This window comes from Nodosilinea sp. LEGE 07298 (assembly GCF_015207265.1).
In the GTDB taxonomy this organism is placed as follows: Bacteria; Cyanobacteriota; Cyanobacteriia; order Phormidesmidales; family Phormidesmidaceae; genus Nodosilinea.
In genome coordinates, this window is the sequence record NZ_JADEXE010000041.1 from 1 (window position 1) to 16,587 (window position 16,587).

Genomic DNA, 16,587 nt, shown 5'->3' on the forward strand with positions numbered 1-16,587 from the left:
ATTCCTCCCCACCCCCATCTCCATCTGGTAGCCTAAAACAGACCCGCGATCGCACCCTCTACCATGACCCAAGACCTCAAGCACGAACTCTCAGAAATGGTTGCCCCCGCCGACTGGGCCTGGATCAGCCCCCATGCCAACCGAGGAGCCGTAGTGGTGGTCGATCAAAGTTTGGATCTAGCTGAGGTGGGCGTCGCGATCGCCACCGACAATGTCACGGTAGTCAACCACTGGATTGCTGAAGCCTTGCTCACCAAGCCCTCACCCTTTCAACTCGAAATCTGGGATCAAACGGCTAAAAAACAGTTTCAATCCTTGATCGTGCAACCCTTCGTGCTAGTGCAGGATCCTGCCGCTGATGAAAATTGAGGAGCAGCAGGGTGAGACTGCCCCAGGGAGAGAACCGCAGGATCGAGATCGTCTTTGGTCCGTTCTGAGCGCCAGCGCCCTGGTCCGTTTTCTGCTGTTATTTGCCAGTGGTTGGGCTGTAGTTCAGCTACTGGCCTACTTTGAGGTGTTAGTGGTCGTGTTTGTAACGGCCACCATAGTGGCCTTTTTGCTCGACCTGCCCGCCCGCTGGTTGAGTCGCTGGATGCCGCATGGGGTAGCTGCGATCGCCGTGTTTCTCATCTGCCTGGCAGTGGCCAGTGGCCTTTCCCTCACCCTGGGTATGACGGTCATATCTCAGGGACAGCAGCTAGTCGCCAGCGCTCAAGATTTTTCTGACTCAGTCGTTCCCTGGCTCAACAGTGTTGAACAACTATTAGAAACCTTAAATCTGCCCATCAACTTGGAGGGGTTAGAACCTCAGGTTCAAGATCAAGTTAGCACCCTGCTAGCCTCAGGACTAGGGCTGCTGCAATCCACCCTAGCCAACTTAGGCCTGGCTATCCTAATTGCGGTAGTTACGCTGTTCATGATGCTAGATGGAGCCAAAATTTGGTGGTGGCTGCTCAACCACGTGCCCATTCACCACAAAGAGCGGTTTAACGCCGTGCTGCAGCGCAATTTACTCGGCTTTTTTTGGGGACGCCTGCTGCTATCGGTGTTTTTTGGGGTTTCTACCTTTGTTGTGTTTTTGATTCTGGGCGTTCCCTTTCCTTTAGTGCTGGCCCTGATTGCCGGAGTGTTTGACCTCATTCCCGGTATTGGAGCCACGCTAGGGGTGGGCTTAGTGGCGCTGCTGCTGCTTTCCCAAAGTGTGTGGCTGGCCCTTCAAGCGCTGGTCGTGTGCGTAGGGCTACAGCAGGTTGAAGAAAACCTGCTGCTGCCCTACATCATGAAAGATTCGCTAGACATCAACCCGGTGGTCATGTTTTTTGCGCTCATTGTCGGTGTCACTGTAGCTGGGGTGCTGGGGCTTTTTCTGGCCGTGCCCGTGGCGGGGGTGATCATTACCTGGCTCGATATTGAGGCCATGCGGGGCAAGCCCGCCCAAGACTAAAAAACAGCCAAATCTGGCACAAGTCAGCCGATAAATACGCCATCAGCCGATAAGCTAGAACACTGAACCCCCTTGGCAATCTCCTTCGACTTATGCCCAACGCTGCTCCGCCAGACTCCTCTATTCCCCAGGGGAAGCGGCTGCGCTTTACCCAGGCTCCCCTATCCTGGCTCTACGCTCTCTGGAAGTTCTGGCGACCCCATACCGTTATTGGCACTAGCCTCAGCGTGCTAGGCATTGCCGCCATTGTACTGGCCTACTTAGGGAGTGATAGCATTCCTTCCGCTGGGTTACTCCTGGAAATATTGGGGGTTACCACAACGGCTTGCCTACTGGGCAACCTCTACATTGTCGGGCTTAACCAACTCGAAGATATTGCGATCGATCGCGTCAACAAGCCCCACCTACCCTTGGCCGCTGGAGAATTTTCGGTTGCCGATGGCAACTTGATTGTAGCCATAGCGGGCCTAGGGGCCGTAGTGCTAGCCCTGATCGGCGGCCCTTGGCTGCTGACCACCGTAGGCCTCAGTCTGGCTATTGGCACCGCCTACTCGCTACCGCCCCTGCGGCTAAAGCGGTTTCCTTTTTGGGCCTCGGTGTGCATTCTGGCGGTACGGGGTGCGATTGTGAATTTGGGCTTGTTTCTGCACATTAGCGATCGCCTTAACCTGCCGCTCACGATTCCCAATACAGTGTGGGCGCTGACGGTGTTTATTTTGCTGTTTAGCATCGCCATCGCTCTGTTCAAAGATATTCCCGACATTGAGGGCGATCGCCGCTACGGCATTAGCACCCTGTCGGTCAAGCTAGGCCAGCGTACTGTGTTCAACCTAGCCAGAGGCATTCTTACCGTCTGCTACTTAGGTATGGTGCTAGTGGCCCCCTGGCTCACGGGCATCAACCGGCTATTTTTAGCTGGGTCTCACCTGCTGCTGCTGGGCCTGCTGTGGTATGTGAGCTTACAGATGCCCCATCGTAACCCGATGGCCACAGGCCAAAGCAAGCTGGCTTACCCCCAGTTTTACCAGTTCATTTGGAAACTATTCTTTCTGCAATATCTCCTGTTTCCCCTGGCCTGTTGGCTAGCTTAAGCAAAGCGACTGGCACAAAGGAGTCTAGAGCCATGTATGACTGCATTATCGTCGGGGCCGGACCGGCCGGAGCCACTGCCGCCTACCATCTCAGCAAAGCAGGCCATCAGGTGCTGCTGCTCGATGCCGCCAAACTGCCCCGCTATAAGCCCTGCGGCGGCGGCGTGTCGCCCCAGGTGGCTCAGTGGTTTGACTTTGACTTTTCCCCGGTTATCTCGGTCAAGGTACGCAAAGTGCGCTACACCTTTAACCTAGCCGACCCCATTGAAGCCGAACTGCCCGCTGAAAAGGCTCTATGGATGGTGCGACGCGACGAGTTTGACTACTTCATTGTCCAGCAAGCCCAAAAGCAGGGAGCCACGCTTTGGGACGGCACCAAAGCCCAGGGCATTGAAAACCATGGCGACCACTGGCAGGTCAACACCACCCAAGGCCCAGTAGACGGGCGATTTTTAATTGCAGCAGACGGGGCACGGGGGGTAATAGCCAAGTGGCTAGGGTTTACGCGGCAGTATAAGCTGGCTGCCGCCCTAGAAGCTGAACCCCGCCTGGAGGTGCCTGAAGAGCCGGTAATCCATTTCGACCTGGGTCTGCTTCAGCAGGGGTATCTGTGGAACTTCCCGAAGGCCGACGGCTACTCCATTGGGGGTGGCGTCTTTCGCTCTGGGACGCAGCGTAAACAAGACTTGCGTACACCGGTAGCCGATTATGCCACCGCATTTGATGTCGATGCCAGCACCGTACAGCACTTCGGGCATCCTATTTTCATTTGGGATGGGCCTCAAGTATTGCATACTCACCGAGCCGTGCTGGCGGGCGAAGCCGCCTGCGTCGTCGATCCATTTACAGCTGAAGGCATTCGGCCCTCAATCTTTAGCGGCATGAAAGCGGCTGAGGCGATCGCCCAAGCGCTTCAGGGCAGCGATACTGCCCTCACCGCCTATACCCACACCATGAACAAAGAATGGGGTGAAGAAATGCGCTGGGCTAGACGCCTTGCCCGTCTGGTTTACCAGGCTCCCGCACTAGCCTACAAAGCTGGTATCAAGCGCCCCTCCAGTACCCTCACTATGGCCCAGATATTTTGCGGAGAGGTTAGTTATGGAGAGGTAGCCCACCGAGCTATTCGCCGCTTGAGTGCTGGCATGCTGTCTTAGTTCTGTAGTCCTAAAGGGTCGACTGGCTAGATCAAGTGTTTAAATCAAGCGACCCAGACCAACCCTGTATGATGAGTATAGTCATACTTTGTTACATCTCTGACTATGGTTGCTGAACTGTCCCTGTCGCTGGCGTCAATCGAAAAGCAAACCTGGGTTTGGCGGGGCCATGCGATCGCCTATACCGCCACTGGAGAAGGCATCCCCATTGTGCTCATTCACGGCTTTGGCGCATCGCTCGGCCACTGGCGCAAAAATATTCCCGCTCTGGCGGCAGCGGGGCACCGGGTCTATGCGATCGACCTGCTGGGCTTTGGCGACTCTGACCAGCCCGAGCGGCCCTACACCCTTGACCTGTGGCAAGACCTGCTGGCCGACTTTTGGGTCGAGTTCATCAATACTCCCGCTATCTACGTTGGCAACTCCATCGGCGGCCTGCTAACGCTGATGATGCTGGCCAACCACTCCGACAAAGCCAGGGCCGGGGCCGTGCTCAACTGCGCCGGGGGCCTCAACCACCGCCCCGAAGAGCTGCACCCGCCCCTTAACTGGGTGATGGGAGCCTTCACCTGGCTGGTGAGTTCGCCCAGCGTTGGGCCAATTGTGTTTAACCAGGTACGCCGCAAGGGCCGCATTCGCAGCTCGCTCAAACAGGTCTACAGCGACCCCACCGCCATCACCGACGAGCTGGTAGATATGCTCTACACCCCCGCATGTCGGCCCACCGCGCAAAAAGTATTCGCCTCCATTGTTACCGCTCCGCCGGGACCAAAGCCCGACGACCTGCTGCCCAACATTACTCAGCCGCTGCTGGTGCTCTGGGGCGAAAACGATCCCTGGACGCCGATCAAAGGGGCCGAGGTCTACCGAAAACTCGCTGAAGACGTGGCCCGCCCCGGCCTGGTCACCTTCCACAGCATCCCCAACACCGGCCACTGCCCCCACGACGAGCGTCCTGAGGTCGTTAACCCCTTGCTGGTAGACTGGTTGGATACACTACCCGAGGGTTAGTTATTAAGCAAATCGTAGATTGAGTGAAACGGAGTGGAACCCAACGACAGATTCAGTTTTGTTGGGTTCGGCTGGTGCGCCACCCAATCTACAACTACGGGTGCCAATCGATGGGTGCTTCAAAGATATCTGTCTCAGAGAACGGGCAGGACTGAGGAAGGCTTTTAGGGTCAAGCGGTGTTTCGCGACCCACCAGGTTCAGCCCCTTCTGGTAACCTACCGCGATCGCGTCTCTTACGTAGGGCTTTAGGCTAGGGTTTTCTTTGAGCTGACGCTGAATCTCCTGACGCTGTTCTCTAATGGTGTAGACCCAGCTTTTAGAGCGAACCTCGGGCTGGTAGTACCACTTGAGCAGATGCCCCAGCAGCACCCCCAATCGATTACGCAACTCCTGCCGCTCCTGCCGACCCAATGATTCGATCTCCTCAATCAAGTTCTCAATGTCGAGTTCCCCGAGCTGACCCGCGCGCAGCAGTTCAGCCTGACGCTGAGTCCAGGCGAAAAAGTCTTGCTCGTAGAGAGTGGTGGTTTGCATTGGTAACACCATGCTGGCTTTCTCTCATCTTAAGAGAGCTGTTAGTGGGAAGATACGGTGCTTTTCTGACTTTGCGCTCAGTTGAAGCAGAGGGCGCATTTCACACCTCTGCTTAGCAATGTCGCCTGGCTCAGTCAGAGTTCTGTAATCTCCGTGACTACTATCTGGCCAATTGCCCCTAGAGTGAGTTAAAAACCGATTAACTCTCGTTCTTCGTCGTTATCATCGCCATCGCCTATGTCTTCAGCCGCCCTTCAGGAGCAGCTCGATCGCTACTACCGCCAGGTCAAAACCGTGATTTTGTCGCGGCAGCACCCGGTCAGTGGCCTCTTACCGGCCAGCACGGCGGTCAATGTACACGGCAACTACACCGACGCCTGGGTACGCGACAATGTCTTCAGCATTTTGGCCGTATGGGGGGTGGCGCTGGCCTACCGCCATCTAGATGACGACCAGGGCCGCACGGTAGAGCTGGAGCAAAGCGTTGTCAAGCTCATGCGGGGGCTGCTCCAGGCCATGCTGCGCCAGGCTGAGAAGGTGGAACGGTTTAAAGAACGGCAGGACCCCCTACAGGCGCTCCATGCCAAGTACGACACCGGTACTGGGCTGCCGGTGGTGGGCGACGACGAGTGGGGCCACCTGCAAATCGACGCCACCTCAATATATTTGCTCATGCTGGCCCAGATGACGGCCTCGGGGCTGCAAATCATCTTCACCCAGGATGAAGTCAACTTTGTGCAAAACCTGGTCTACTACATTGGTCGGGCCTACCGCACCCCCGACTACGGCATTTGGGAGCGGGGCAACAAAATGAACCACGGTAAGCCCGAGCTTAACGCCAGCTCCGTAGGCCTAGCAAAGGCGGCTCTAGAAGCCCTGCGTGGCTTTAACCTGTTTGGTATGCGCGGGGGCCAGTCCTCAACCATTCACGTGCTGACCGATGAAATTGCTCGCGCCCGCATTACCCTAGAGTCGCTGCTGCCCCGCGAATCGGGGTCGAAGGAAATCGATGCGGCCCTGCTGAGCGTAGTGGGCTATCCTGCCTTTGCCATTGACGACGCGCAGATTGCCCAGAAAACTCGGCAAAAAATTATTGACAAGCTGCAAGGCCCCTACGGTTGCAAGCGGTTTTTGCGCGACGGCCACCAGGCGGTAATTGAAGACACCACCCGGCTGCACTACGAACCCGAAGAACTGAAGCAGTTTGAGCACATCGAGTGCGAGTGGCCGCTGTTTTTTACCTACCTGTGGCTGGATAGCTTATTTGCAGGCGACAAAGACCAGAGCCGCTTCTACCAGGAGCGCCTGGCGGCCCTGACGGTCGAGCGCGATGGCCTGGGCCTCTTACCCGAGCTGTACTACGTGCCCGCCGAGAGCCTAGATTCCGAGCGCAAACAGCCCGGCAGCCAGACTCGCCTGCCCAACGATAACCTGCCCCTGGTGTGGGCTCAGAGCCTCTACCTACTGGGTCAGCTAATGCAAGACGGGCTACTCAAGCCCAGCGATATTGACCCCCTGGGACGGTACCACGCCCTAGGCGACCACCGCTACCCCGTGGTGCAGGTGGCTCTGCTAGCCGAAGATAAGGCCCTGCAAACTGAGCTGGCTACCTACGGTCTACCTACCCAAACTCTGGCCGAAATTGCCCCTGTGCAGGTGTTTCCAGCCGCCGAGCTGTCATCGATCTATGCCGAAATTGGCAAAAATGACAAGCTGGGCCTTAGCGGTCGTCCGGTGCGGCGGCTGCGCAGTCTGACTACCTCGCGCATCTTTCGCGTTAAGGGCGAGTCGGTGGTGTTTTTGCCGTCGTTCTTAGACCAGCAGCGGTTTTACCTCACTCTCGACTACCACTTTTTGGTGGCCCAAATTCGCAGTGAGCTGGCCTATATCTATGACCACTGGCGCGAACCGGGCCGCCCTACGGTGACACTGCTGCTCACCCACGCCATGTTTCAGCTGGGCCGCAAACCCATCTATGAATCGCCGCTGATGGCGCTGATGCAGGAACTCCAGGGCGATCGCTGCGATCATGTGCCGGTCAAACTTGGCCCCCTTCAACAGCTGTCGATGACGACCAACCTGGAGCGGGTCGACAACGTCAACGGCTATCAGCTGGGCAGTACCTCGATAGGCTACTCGCCGCTATGGACGGCCTATCTAGGCTTTGAGCCAGGCCACGATGGCCCCCTGTCGCTGCTCGAAGAGTACAACCTGGAGAACGAAACCGATCTCGAACGCCTGCTCACCCAGCTGCGCGAGTCGAACAACGTCTACGAGCAGCTAGAGCTGTTGGCCACCCTCAAGCACCTGCACGGTAGCGACTTTAATACCGGCTTTGGCGGCCCCAGTCACGCCATCACCGTCGCTGATTTGCTCGATGAGGTCTACGCCAAGGCTAGCCAGCTAGAGCAGTGGGGCATTTTGCGCCGGGCCGCTGGCCTGCTGGGCAAGGCCGACATTACCCTCTCAGATGCCGTGACCGAGCTGCTGGTGCGCCAGAAGCAGATTTCGGTGGGTAAGTCCTACAGCGAAGAGTCGCTGATTACCGAGCCGATGGGCCACAGCGAAATTATCAACAAAATCCGCACCTTCTGCGGCGACGATGTACGCGACCACGTGCTGACCCAGGAGGTGCTGATTGATCTAAGCATTTTGATCAAGGCTGAACCTTCGCTATTTAACGGATTGATGACCTTGCGAGTCGGCTACCTGCTGCTGCTGATTACCAGCGAGCTAGCCCGTGAGCACGGCATTACTCAAGACGAAGCCTACGGCCAGTTGATTGACCTCAGCCCCTTTGAACTCAAGACTCGCCTGCGCCAGGTGCTAGCCGGGTTCGACGGGTTAAATCAGTCCATCTTTCGCCGTGAGTCGCTGCATGTTAAGCCCCACAACCCAATCAACTGGCAGGTGGTGCCGCTCGGCATTGAGCCCGTGGCCGAAGCAGCCGAAGTGCTTAATCCTCAAGACTGGTTGCGCAAGCGGATTATCGACGGCGAAATTGTCCGCATCTCAGACGGGTTCTACACTCAGGTGTGGGAGGTGCTGAAGCACTCCAAGGGCATCGTGATCGGCAACAAGTTCGATCGCAAGAATCGACTGGATAGCGATCGCATTCTCTCTGAGATGACCCCCGGTGAGCAAAACTTCGAGCGCCGCATTACCCACCTGCTGAACAAGATTCAGGCCCCGGAGTATCGCCACGTCAACCTAGAGGCGCTGCGCGAAATGGGCGAAATTTTTAAGGTCAACCCCGACCTCTACTTTGAAGACCACATCTACCTTGATGTGCTGATTGGCCACGCCGTGCGCCTGGGCTGGCTCGACCAGCAGCCCGATCGCCTCGGGGCTTATGAGTCTGATAAAGCCTCCGCCTGGAACGCGTTTTACCAGCTACCGCCGACCCAGTGTGCCACCTACATCGCTATGGCGCTCCAGTTTCTCACCGTGCTGGGCGAATCTGAGATGGGAGGAGAAGCCCTGGGCAAAGCACTGGAGGAGGTGGTATAGCGTTACTGTTTTCTAGCAGGAGTTGCTTGTGGACAGTCACTGGATTGTCCGCCAAGGGCCACAACTATAAGGATAATGAATGAACACTGGCGCTAATAGGCGTTGCTGAATTGAGGCATGAATTTGGGTGGGGGCAAACGGCCGTTTGCCCCTACGAGAGGCGTTGGATTCTTGGTTCATACCTGTGTTCAGCAACCCCGGCGCTAATAAATTCTAAAGCGACAATTGACTCATCACACCTTGGCGATTCCTCGCCCGGAAAGGGTCATGGCAAACCAGGCGGTTAGCAGCGTCAGCGCCCCGGCAATCCAAAACGGAAAGCTGTAGCTGACGCTGACCAGCAGCCCCGCCGTGGCCGGGCCGATCGCATTGGAAATGCTCAGGTACGAGGCGTTTAGCCCCAGCACTTCGCCCTGCTCGCGGGGGCCGCTGTTGAGCGATAGCAGCGCATCGATCAGCGGCATGGGGAATGAGTTGACGGCGCTGAAGACGACCGCGATCGCCGAAAACGCCACGATGTTGGGGAACGCAGGCATCAGCAAAAACAAAAGCCCTCGCGCCGCCAGCGCCCCCACCAAGATTTGCACCAGCTGAAATCGCCGTCGCAGCGGTTCCAGGGCAAATACCTGGGTGACAAAGCCGATGATCCCCACCGCCGCGAACATGATCGCCAGGTTGCGGGCATCTTGCTCTAGCACTTTGAGAAAGAAGGGCTGAAAGGCAAAGGTGAAAATTGTAAAGGTAAAGCCGCTAAAGAAGGTCAGCCAAAAAACGCGGCCAAAGCGAGAGTCTGTAGCCGACCTAGCCAGTCGCCCAAAGCCAAAATCGCGCCAGGAGATGCGGAAGGTATCGCAGCAGTTTTCTAAGGTTTCGGGCAGCAGCACCAGGCAGAGCAGGGTGGCAAACAGGGCGATCGCCGCCGAAAACAAAAACCCCATGCCCAGACTGGTAAACCCCGGCAGCGGTGGCACCAGCTGCGCCACGTAGCTCAGCGGTGGCCCCACCACAAACCCCAGCCGAAACACCGCCCCAAAAATGCCGTAGGCCCGCGCCCGCTGCTCTGGCGTAGTAATGTCGCCGACGATCGCCTGAGCGATCGACGTATTGCCGCCAGTTATCCCGTCAAGCAAGCGGGCCACAAACAGCACCCAAGCTACCGGAGCTAGCCCTGCCATCAGGTTTGCCCCTACCGTGCCCAGCAAACTGACAATTAGCAGGGGCTTGCGACCCATGCGATCGGACAATCGCCCCAAGATAGGGGTCGCCACAAACTGCGCTGCCGCATAGGCCGTAGTTAGCAGGCTGGCCTGAAAGTCGCTGAGGCCAAACTCCACCGCGTAGGGGTAAATCAGCGGAATAATCAGCGTAAACCCCACCGCATTAATAAACGCTACCAGGGCGGCAATCCAAAACCGCAGGGGTAAGCGCGAGGGGTCAGCGGAGGCCATAAAATTAGTCCATGAAAAACACTCTTGTGGCAGGGGCGATCGCTCTGGGGATACCGGCAGCAGCGCTGGTAGGCACCTTCATCTACATCAGCTCTCCCAACTGGGCCGAGGCCGACTATGACAACCTGGTCACCTACGAAGAATATCCGCCTGGAACGACCAACCCTGAGCAGCTTAACGTAGTTAGCTACAACATTGGCTACCTGTCGGGGCTGACCAACCAGCAGGCGGTCGAGCGCGATCAGGCGCTGTTTGATGCGAATCAGGCTGCAGCGATCGCCGCCCTGGAGGCCCTCGAACCCGACATTCTGGCCCTGCAAGAAATCGACTTTGACGCCTACCGATCGTTTGACCGCAACCAGCAGTACGCGGTTTCGGCAGCGCTGGAGATGGCCTTTGGTGCGATCGCCGTCAACTGGGACAAGCGCTACGTGCCCTTCCCCTACTGGCCGCCTGCGGTCCACTACCGGCAAGTGATCTCAGGCCAGGCCGTGCTCAGCCGCTACCCGATTCGCCGCAACGAACGGCTGGTGCTGGAGAAGGTGCCGACGAACCCGTTCTACTACAATGCGCTGTATTTGGATCGCGTCGCTCAGGTCACCGAGATCGACGTCTCCGGCCAACCCCTAATCGTCATCAACGTTCACCTCGAAGCGTTTGACGCCCCAACCCGCATTCGCCAAACCCAGGTGGCACGTGATCTAGCCGAAGGCTACGCCGAGGACTACCCCGTTTTACTGCTGGGCGACTTCAACAGCAGCCTCAACCGCGATGAGGGCGACGATCCGCGATCGATCGGTATCCTGCTCGACTCCCCGGTGCTGGCTTCGGCACTGCCCACGGCCCCATCGTCATTCACGTTTCCGTCTGACCAGCCCCAGTACACTCTCGACTATATCTTCTACACTCCCGCCACTCTAGAGGTGGTAGCCGCTGAAATCGTAGCCGAAGCCGCCCAGGCGTCAGACCACCTGCCTGTGCAGGCTCAGGTGCGGCTGCGTTGATTAACAGGAAAACTGACTTGAGTAACCTGATTCAAATCAGCAATTCCGCAGGAGCACAGAATGCTGTGTCCCTACGACCAAGGATGTTGAGATAGGATTCGACACCACCTATGTGGGACAAATGCCCATACCGATAGCTTCGCCTGACTACCTAGCCGTTACTTCCAAAGTTCGGTATTCTGGAACAACTGTAGTTTGACATTTTTCACCTTAGAGTTAGTCAAACCGCAAACCATGATCTTTCCAGGACTTGAAACAATGAAACAGCTACGGCAATGGGGATTAGGGTTGTTACTGGTGGCGTTAACTGCGGTGGGACTCATTGCCCTGCAACCCCGTCTTGCAATCCAGGCTCAGGAGACCGCATCTACGGCCACCCTAGACTCCGCCGGTCTCACCTTAGAAGAACTGGGTGATGGCATTTACGGTTTGATCGCCAGCGTTGACTTTCCGCCCGTCGACCCCGGTATGGCGATCTGCAATGGCGGCATCGTCATCGGCAGCGACGGTGTGCTGGTGGTCGACCCTTTCCAGAGCGAAGCTTTGGGCGATCTGCTGTTTGAAACGGTGGCCACCCTTACCGACCTACCGGTGAAATATGTGGTCAACACTCACTACCACTTCGACCACACGGGTGGAAATCCGGCTGCGGCCAGTCGTCAGCTGCCGATTCTCGGGCGCGGCCCGATTCGGGAGTTCATGCTCACCCGCAATGGCGAGAGCGATTCCAACATCACACCGCCCGAGGTGGTGATCGACGGAGCCTGGGATCTGTGGCTAGGGGAACGTCAGGTGCAAATCCGTGAGTTTGAAGGTCACTCTGGCGGTACTGATGCGATCGTCTATGTGCCCGATGCCAAGGTGCTGATAACGGGAGATTTGTTGTTCAATCAGCGGATTCCCTACGTAGCCGATGGCAACATTCGAACCTGGCAGGCTACCCTGGCTGAGCTGATTGTCGACTACTCTGATGCCCTGGTGTTACCTGGTCACGGCCCGGTAACTGACGTTGCTGGCCTAGAAAGCTTCAAGACCTACCTGGCTGATCTAGTCGCCCTGGCCGAGGATTGGGAATCGGCGGGTACGTCTGAGGAGGAGGCTGTCGCGACAGAGTTGCCTGCAAAATACAGCGATTTCCTCTTCCAAGCGTTGTTCCCTAGCAACCTGGAGGCAGCCTACAACCAGATCACCCTGGGCCAAGACGATGCCGCTTCGATTCAGCATTACCTGGCGACGCAGCCCGAATCGGTGAAGGCGCTGTAGTTATGGAGCACTAGGGAGTCGCCTCAGCGACTCCCACCCGATCGCACATATCGGCCAGAGGGCAGCGCCCGCACTTAGGTCGATTGCCCGTGCAGATGTGCTTGCCAAAGGGCACCAGCAGCCGGTTGATCTCAACCCAGTAGGAATGCGGCAGTTTAGCTTCTAGGGCCGTCATGGTCTTTTCGGGAGACTTGGTTTGCACATAGCCCCAGCGGTTGGTAACCCGGTGCACATGCACATCGACGCTAATGCAGGGGTAGCCTAGCGCCACTCCCAACGCCAAATGGGCACACTTTGGCCCCACCCCTTTGAATTGCATCAACACCTCGGGGTCGGCGGGCAGGTTGCCGCTATACTCAGTCAAAATTTGCTCAGAAATCTGGCGGATCTGGGGTGCCTTGTTCTCGGCAAAGGTAGTTCCCTGAATCAGGGCCAAGATATCCTCTACATCGAGTTGGATCATCTGTTCGGGCGATCGCGCCCCAGCAAACAGCCGCTGCGACACCGGCACACTCACCTCGTCGTAGGTGCGAATCGAGATGATGCAGGCGATCAGCTGCTCGTAGAGCGTGTCGAAGCCCTCTTCTGCCAGCTGAAACATTGCGGCTTTGGGAAACGGGGCCACGGCCTCACGCAGTAGCGCGATCGCCCGGTCGATATCAAATTCCTTAGCAGTCACTACGCTACAGAACTAAATCTACAGGACTCAGAAAACTAGCTCATCACCAGCGGGGCCATCAGTTCGGGGTCTTGAAACAGCGGCGTGCTCAGGTAGCGCTCGCCAAAGCTGGGCTGAATGATCACAATCAGCTTGCCCTCGTTTTCGGGGCGACGGCCCACGTCGATCGCGGCCTTGACGGCGGCTCCGGTGGAAATGCCCGAGAGCAAGCCCTCCTCGCGGGCCAGACGGCGACCGTAGGCGATCGCATCCTCATCGGTCACCTGCACCACTTCGTCGATCAGCGCTACATTCAGCACCTCGGGCACAAACCCCGCCCCAATCCCCTGAATTTTGTGGGAGCCGGGCCGACCGCCTGAGAGCACCGGGCTGTTGACGGGTTCGACGGCGATCGCCTTGAACCCCGGCTTGCGCTGCTTCAGCACGTCGGCTACGCCGGTAATGGTGCCGCCCGTGCCCACGCCCGCCACCAGCATATCCACCTGGCCATCGGTATCAGCCCAGATCTCCTCGGCGGTGGTGCGGCGATGAATGTCGGGGTTAGCAGGGTTGCGAAACTGCTGCAGCATATAGGCATCGGGCAGGGTATCGAGAATGTCCTGCGCTCGCTGAATGCAGCCCGACATACCTGCCACGCCGGGGGTCAGCTCTAGCTCGGCTCCGTAGGCCCGCAGCATGGCCCGCCGCTCGGAACTCATGGTCTCGGGCATGGTGAGAATCAGGCGGTAGCCCTTCGCCGCCGCCGCCATGGCCAGGGCAATGCCCGTGTTGCCCGAGGTGGGCTCGACCAGGGTGGTTTTACCGGGGGTAATTAGCCCTTCCGCTTCGGCGGCCTCAATCATGTTGATGCCGATGCGGTCTTTGACAGAGGCAGAGGGGTTCATGCCCTCCAGCTTGATCACCAGTCGGGCCAGGCAGCCCGCCTCTTGGGGAATGCGGTTTAGCTGCACCAGTGGGGTGCGGCCAATCAGTTGGGTCACGTTTTCGGCAATTCGCATGGGCCTGGCCTAGATGTAATACATAATGTCGACTTGCTGCTGGGCGTTGCGCTTTTCGACCAGGTCTTGCAGGGTGTACTTTTGTAGCACCCCTTCGGCGGCCTGGCGCACCTCTGTCCACATGCTCTGAATCACCTGCGCCTCTGGGGTATTAGACACCTGAGCCGGGTCGGCCTGAGGCTCAAACCCCTCAATGCAGCTCACCACATCATAGAGGGTAATCTTCCATGGATCACGGGCCAGCAGATAGCCGCCACGTGCGCCACGCTGGCTTTTCACCAGCCCGCCCCGGCGCAGGGTGGCTAGCAACTGCTCCAGGTAGCGATCGGGAATGTTTTGCTGGCTGGCAATCTGCCGAATTTGCAGCGGTTCGCCGCTGGGGTAGTGGGGGCTAAGCTCTAGTAGGGCCAGCAGGGCGTATTCACTTTTAGACGACAAATCCACAGGGCAGGCGAGGTAAAGAGCGATACCTATCAGTATACTCCGGTTCTCCACTGGGGTTTGCAGGATTATGCGATCGCAAAAAAGACCGTCCCTTTTTGTATTGGGATTCACTAAACCTCCCAGGGCTTCGGGATACTGTGCTGAGACGCGGTTTCAGCACCACAGTCACCTTTCTGGCAGGCCCTTGTCCTATGAGTCCACTGAACCTGGTTGTCGATCAACTCGTTGGCCCCGCTGCCTCTGCCCAGGTCGCTTTAGCCGCTGATTCCATTCACCTAGACGGTCTGGCCGACTTTCTCGAAATTCTGCAGTTTTTGATTCGCGAACCCGCAGTGGTGGGCAGCGAAGATTCCTTCTTTCGAGTGCTGCGCCGCGAGCTTGAGGAAGTGGGCGCTGAGGTGAGCTACTACCACGGCGTGCTGGTTGCCCAGGGCCGTCGTCCCCACGGGCTGATGCTCTCGGCCCACATCGATCGCCACGGGTTGCTGTGCACCGGTCCCAATGAGTTTCAGTACGCGGCCTTTATCGCTGGTAACCAGAGCGAGCTGACGGGCGACTCGGTCTCCGAGCAAATGCTGCACACGATCGAGAACCGCTTTCAGGGCCAGCGGGTGCAGGCCCACCTGCCCTACACCGGTACCTACATTGGCCAGGGCGTTATCACCCACTCCTACATCTGCCCCGAGCGCAAGAACCTGATCTTCGAGGTGGAGGGGTTGGAATATCTGCAGCCGGGCACGCCGGTTTCGTTCCTCGATCGCCTGCAGTTTAACGATGGCTATATCTCGGCCCAGCTCGACAACGTGATTAGTGCCGCCATCATCATCTTTCTCTTTCGCTGCGGGTTTGAGGGCACGGCTCTGTTCACCGCTCAAGAAGAGTCGGGCCGTAGCTGGCGCTACGCGCTGTCGTGGTTTCAGCGCCAGCGCCTGAGCACCGATCGCCTGATTGCCCTCGACACCAGCCCCTACCACAGCCGCGAGGCCGCCGACCAGCAGCTCGTCACCCTGCGCCGCAAAGACGCCAGCGCCAACTTTGCCCCCGCCATTACTCAGGAATTGGGCGATCGCTGCGATCAGCTTGGCATCGCCTACAGCTACAAAGACGACTACATCGCCACCCAAAATCTGTCCCGCGCCAAGCCCTACTCCCTGGGCCGCACCGAGATGGGTCGCCTGACGGCGGCGACCGACGGGGCGGTGACAGGCACCACGCTGCAAATTCCCACGACCGAGTACCACACCGCGACAGAAACTGCCTCGCTGGCCTCGGTGGCGGCGGTGATTCGGCTGTTGCACACCTATATTGAGTAGACCCAAGCTCCGCTGCGTACAATGAGGTTAAACCCCTATCGACGGCGCTTATGCTGGCTCTGGTTTCTCCCGATAAAATTCAGTTACCGGCGGGAGCTGTGGTCCGATTGCCTGCCACCTGGCATGAGTACCAGACGCTAAGTCAACAGCGAGGGGCAGGGGCGCTGCCTCGACTCAAGTATCGCGATGGAGAGGTCTTGCTCATGGCACCCATGCCCCAGCATGGTCGCGATGCTCACCTAATAGCCAGCATCATTACTACCCTGCTGGACTGGACAGAGCAGGAGTACGATGCATTTACCCCAGTGACGATGGAGCTGCCTGAGGAGAGCGGTATTGAGCCTGACTATTGTTTTTACATTGAGCACTGGCAAGCGGTATCGGGCAAGCGGCGCATCAACTGGAGTATTGACCCACCACCCGATCTGGTACTAGAAATTGACGTTACCAGCTACTCAAACGTTAACGACTATCTTCCTTATGGTTTGCCGGAGTGCTGGTTCTTAAAGCGCAACCAGCTTGTCATTTATCAACTGCAGGCTGAGGACTATGTACCAGGTCACCAAAGTCGATATTTCCCCGATCGCGATCTTCAAGCTATCGTAGCCCGCTGTTTAGAGATGGCCTACAGCCGCAATACCAGTACAGCTATTCGCGATTTGAAGCAGCGACTAGACGCGGATTAAAGCG

Annotated in this window: 15 protein-coding genes; 10 read left to right on the plus strand and 5 right to left on the minus strand. The window is 57.6% G+C overall.

Going from position 1 to position 16,587, the window contains the following annotated elements; translation table 11 throughout:
* The first annotated feature begins 63 nt into the window (after positions 1–63).
* From IQ273_RS08050 to IQ273_RS08070, 5 genes are all read left to right on the plus strand, one after another.
* Entirely contained in the window at positions 64–369 is a 306-nt protein-coding gene (locus IQ273_RS08050; protein ID WP_194022657.1) for a DUF2288 domain-containing protein, read from the plus strand.
* Positions 359–1,444: an AI-2E family transporter gene (locus tag IQ273_RS08055; protein WP_194022658.1), complete on the plus strand. Its 1,086-nt coding sequence runs from the start codon at positions 359–361 to the stop codon at positions 1,442–1,444. The genes IQ273_RS08050 and IQ273_RS08055 overlap by 11 nt, the downstream gene beginning before the upstream one ends.
* Positions 1,445–1,536: 92 nt before the next feature.
* On the plus strand, positions 1,537–2,535 hold the full coding sequence (locus IQ273_RS08060; protein WP_194022659.1) for a homogentisate phytyltransferase: 999 nt from the start codon (positions 1,537–1,539) through the stop codon (positions 2,533–2,535).
* Positions 2,536–2,567: 32 nt separating this feature from the next.
* On the plus strand, positions 2,568–3,692 hold the full coding sequence (locus IQ273_RS08065) for a geranylgeranyl reductase family protein (protein WP_194022660.1): 1,125 nt from the start codon (positions 2,568–2,570) through the stop codon (positions 3,690–3,692).
* Positions 3,693–3,797: 105 nt separating this feature from the next.
* On the plus strand, positions 3,798–4,703 hold the full coding sequence (locus tag IQ273_RS08070; RefSeq protein ID WP_194022661.1) for an alpha/beta fold hydrolase: 906 nt from the start codon (positions 3,798–3,800) through the stop codon (positions 4,701–4,703).
* A gap of 94 nt (positions 4,704–4,797) precedes the next feature.
* On the opposite strand, the gene IQ273_RS08075 is transcribed toward IQ273_RS08070, so the two are convergent.
* Positions 4,798–5,238: a DUF29 domain-containing protein gene (locus IQ273_RS08075; RefSeq protein WP_194022662.1), complete on the minus strand. Its 441-nt coding sequence runs from the start codon at positions 5,236–5,238 to the stop codon at positions 4,798–4,800.
* A 237-nt stretch (positions 5,239–5,475) separates the two neighbouring features.
* On the opposite strand from IQ273_RS08075, the gene IQ273_RS08080 reads away from it, so the two are divergent.
* Positions 5,476–8,748, plus strand: a complete 3,273-nt coding sequence (locus tag IQ273_RS08080) for a glycoside hydrolase family 15 protein (protein ID WP_194022663.1) — start codon at positions 5,476–5,478, stop codon at positions 8,746–8,748.
* Between the two features lie 233 nt (positions 8,749–8,981).
* Here the strand turns inward: IQ273_RS08080 and IQ273_RS08085 are convergent, their stop codons facing one another.
* Positions 8,982–10,196, minus strand: a complete 1,215-nt coding sequence (locus tag IQ273_RS08085) for an MFS transporter (RefSeq protein ID WP_194022664.1) — start codon at positions 10,194–10,196, stop codon at positions 8,982–8,984.
* 11 nt (positions 10,197–10,207) lie between these two features.
* Here IQ273_RS08085 and IQ273_RS08090 point away from each other — a divergent pair, with 11 nt between their 5' ends.
* Positions 10,208–11,200, plus strand: a complete 993-nt coding sequence (locus tag IQ273_RS08090; RefSeq protein WP_194022665.1) for an endonuclease/exonuclease/phosphatase family protein — start codon at positions 10,208–10,210, stop codon at positions 11,198–11,200.
* Positions 11,201–11,458: 258 nt separating this feature from the next.
* Positions 11,459–12,463, plus strand: coding sequence for an MBL fold metallo-hydrolase (locus tag IQ273_RS08095; RefSeq protein ID WP_228052553.1), 1,005 nt, complete (start codon positions 11,459–11,461; stop codon positions 12,461–12,463).
* Positions 12,464–12,473: 10 nt separating this feature from the next.
* Here the strand turns inward: IQ273_RS08095 and nth are convergent, their stop codons facing one another.
* The 3 genes from nth to IQ273_RS08110 are packed head-to-tail and all read right to left on the minus strand — an operon-like array spanning position 12,474 to position 14,584.
* Positions 12,474–13,142, minus strand: coding sequence for an endonuclease III (gene nth / locus IQ273_RS08100; protein WP_194022666.1), 669 nt, complete (start codon positions 13,140–13,142; stop codon positions 12,474–12,476).
* 35 nt (positions 13,143–13,177) lie between these two features.
* Positions 13,178–14,140: a cysteine synthase A gene (gene cysK, locus IQ273_RS08105; RefSeq protein WP_194022667.1), complete on the minus strand. Its 963-nt coding sequence runs from the start codon at positions 14,138–14,140 to the stop codon at positions 13,178–13,180.
* 9 nt (positions 14,141–14,149) lie between these two features.
* A complete protein-coding gene (locus IQ273_RS08110; protein WP_194022668.1) occupies positions 14,150–14,584 on the minus strand; it encodes an Rrf2 family transcriptional regulator in 435 nt (144 codons plus the stop codon).
* A gap of 191 nt (positions 14,585–14,775) precedes the next feature.
* Between IQ273_RS08110 and IQ273_RS08115 the strand changes: the two genes are divergently transcribed.
* Positions 14,776–15,897, plus strand: a complete 1,122-nt coding sequence (locus IQ273_RS08115; protein WP_194022669.1) for a peptidase M42 — start codon at positions 14,776–14,778, stop codon at positions 15,895–15,897.
* A 50-nt stretch (positions 15,898–15,947) separates the two neighbouring features.
* Positions 15,948–16,583 carry a Uma2 family endonuclease gene (locus IQ273_RS08120; RefSeq protein ID WP_194022670.1) on the plus strand — a complete coding sequence of 212 codons (636 nt, stop codon included), beginning with the start codon at positions 15,948–15,950 and terminating at the stop codon, positions 16,581–16,583.
* The last annotated feature ends 4 nt before the right edge of the window (positions 16,584–16,587 follow it).

Coding starts and splice junctions, on each gene's coding strand:
- IQ273_RS08080 (WP_194022663.1), top strand. CDS start 5,476: ATGTCTTCAGCCGCCCTTCAGGAGCAGCTCGATCGCTACTACCGCCAG.
- IQ273_RS08055 (WP_194022658.1), top strand. CDS start 359: ATGAAAATTGAGGAGCAGCAGGGTGAGACTGCCCCAGGGAGAGAACCG.
- IQ273_RS08095 (WP_228052553.1), top strand. CDS start 11,459: ATGAAACAGCTACGGCAATGGGGATTAGGGTTGTTACTGGTGGCGTTA.
- IQ273_RS08075 (WP_194022662.1), bottom strand. CDS start 5,238: ATGCAAACCACCACTCTCTACGAGCAAGACTTTTTCGCCTGGACTCAG.
- IQ273_RS08065 (WP_194022660.1), top strand. CDS start 2,568: ATGTATGACTGCATTATCGTCGGGGCCGGACCGGCCGGAGCCACTGCC.
- cysK (WP_194022667.1), bottom strand. CDS start 14,140: ATGCGAATTGCCGAAAACGTGACCCAACTGATTGGCCGCACCCCACTG.
- IQ273_RS08120 (WP_194022670.1), top strand. CDS start 15,948: ATGCTGGCTCTGGTTTCTCCCGATAAAATTCAGTTACCGGCGGGAGCT.
- IQ273_RS08060 (WP_194022659.1), top strand. CDS start 1,537: ATGCCCAACGCTGCTCCGCCAGACTCCTCTATTCCCCAGGGGAAGCGG.
- IQ273_RS08050 (WP_194022657.1), top strand. CDS start 64: ATGACCCAAGACCTCAAGCACGAACTCTCAGAAATGGTTGCCCCCGCC.
- IQ273_RS08070 (WP_194022661.1), top strand. CDS start 3,798: ATGGTTGCTGAACTGTCCCTGTCGCTGGCGTCAATCGAAAAGCAAACC.
- IQ273_RS08085 (WP_194022664.1), bottom strand. CDS start 10,196: ATGGCCTCCGCTGACCCCTCGCGCTTACCCCTGCGGTTTTGGATTGCC.
- IQ273_RS08090 (WP_194022665.1), top strand. CDS start 10,208: ATGAAAAACACTCTTGTGGCAGGGGCGATCGCTCTGGGGATACCGGCA.
- IQ273_RS08115 (WP_194022669.1), top strand. CDS start 14,776: ATGAGTCCACTGAACCTGGTTGTCGATCAACTCGTTGGCCCCGCTGCC.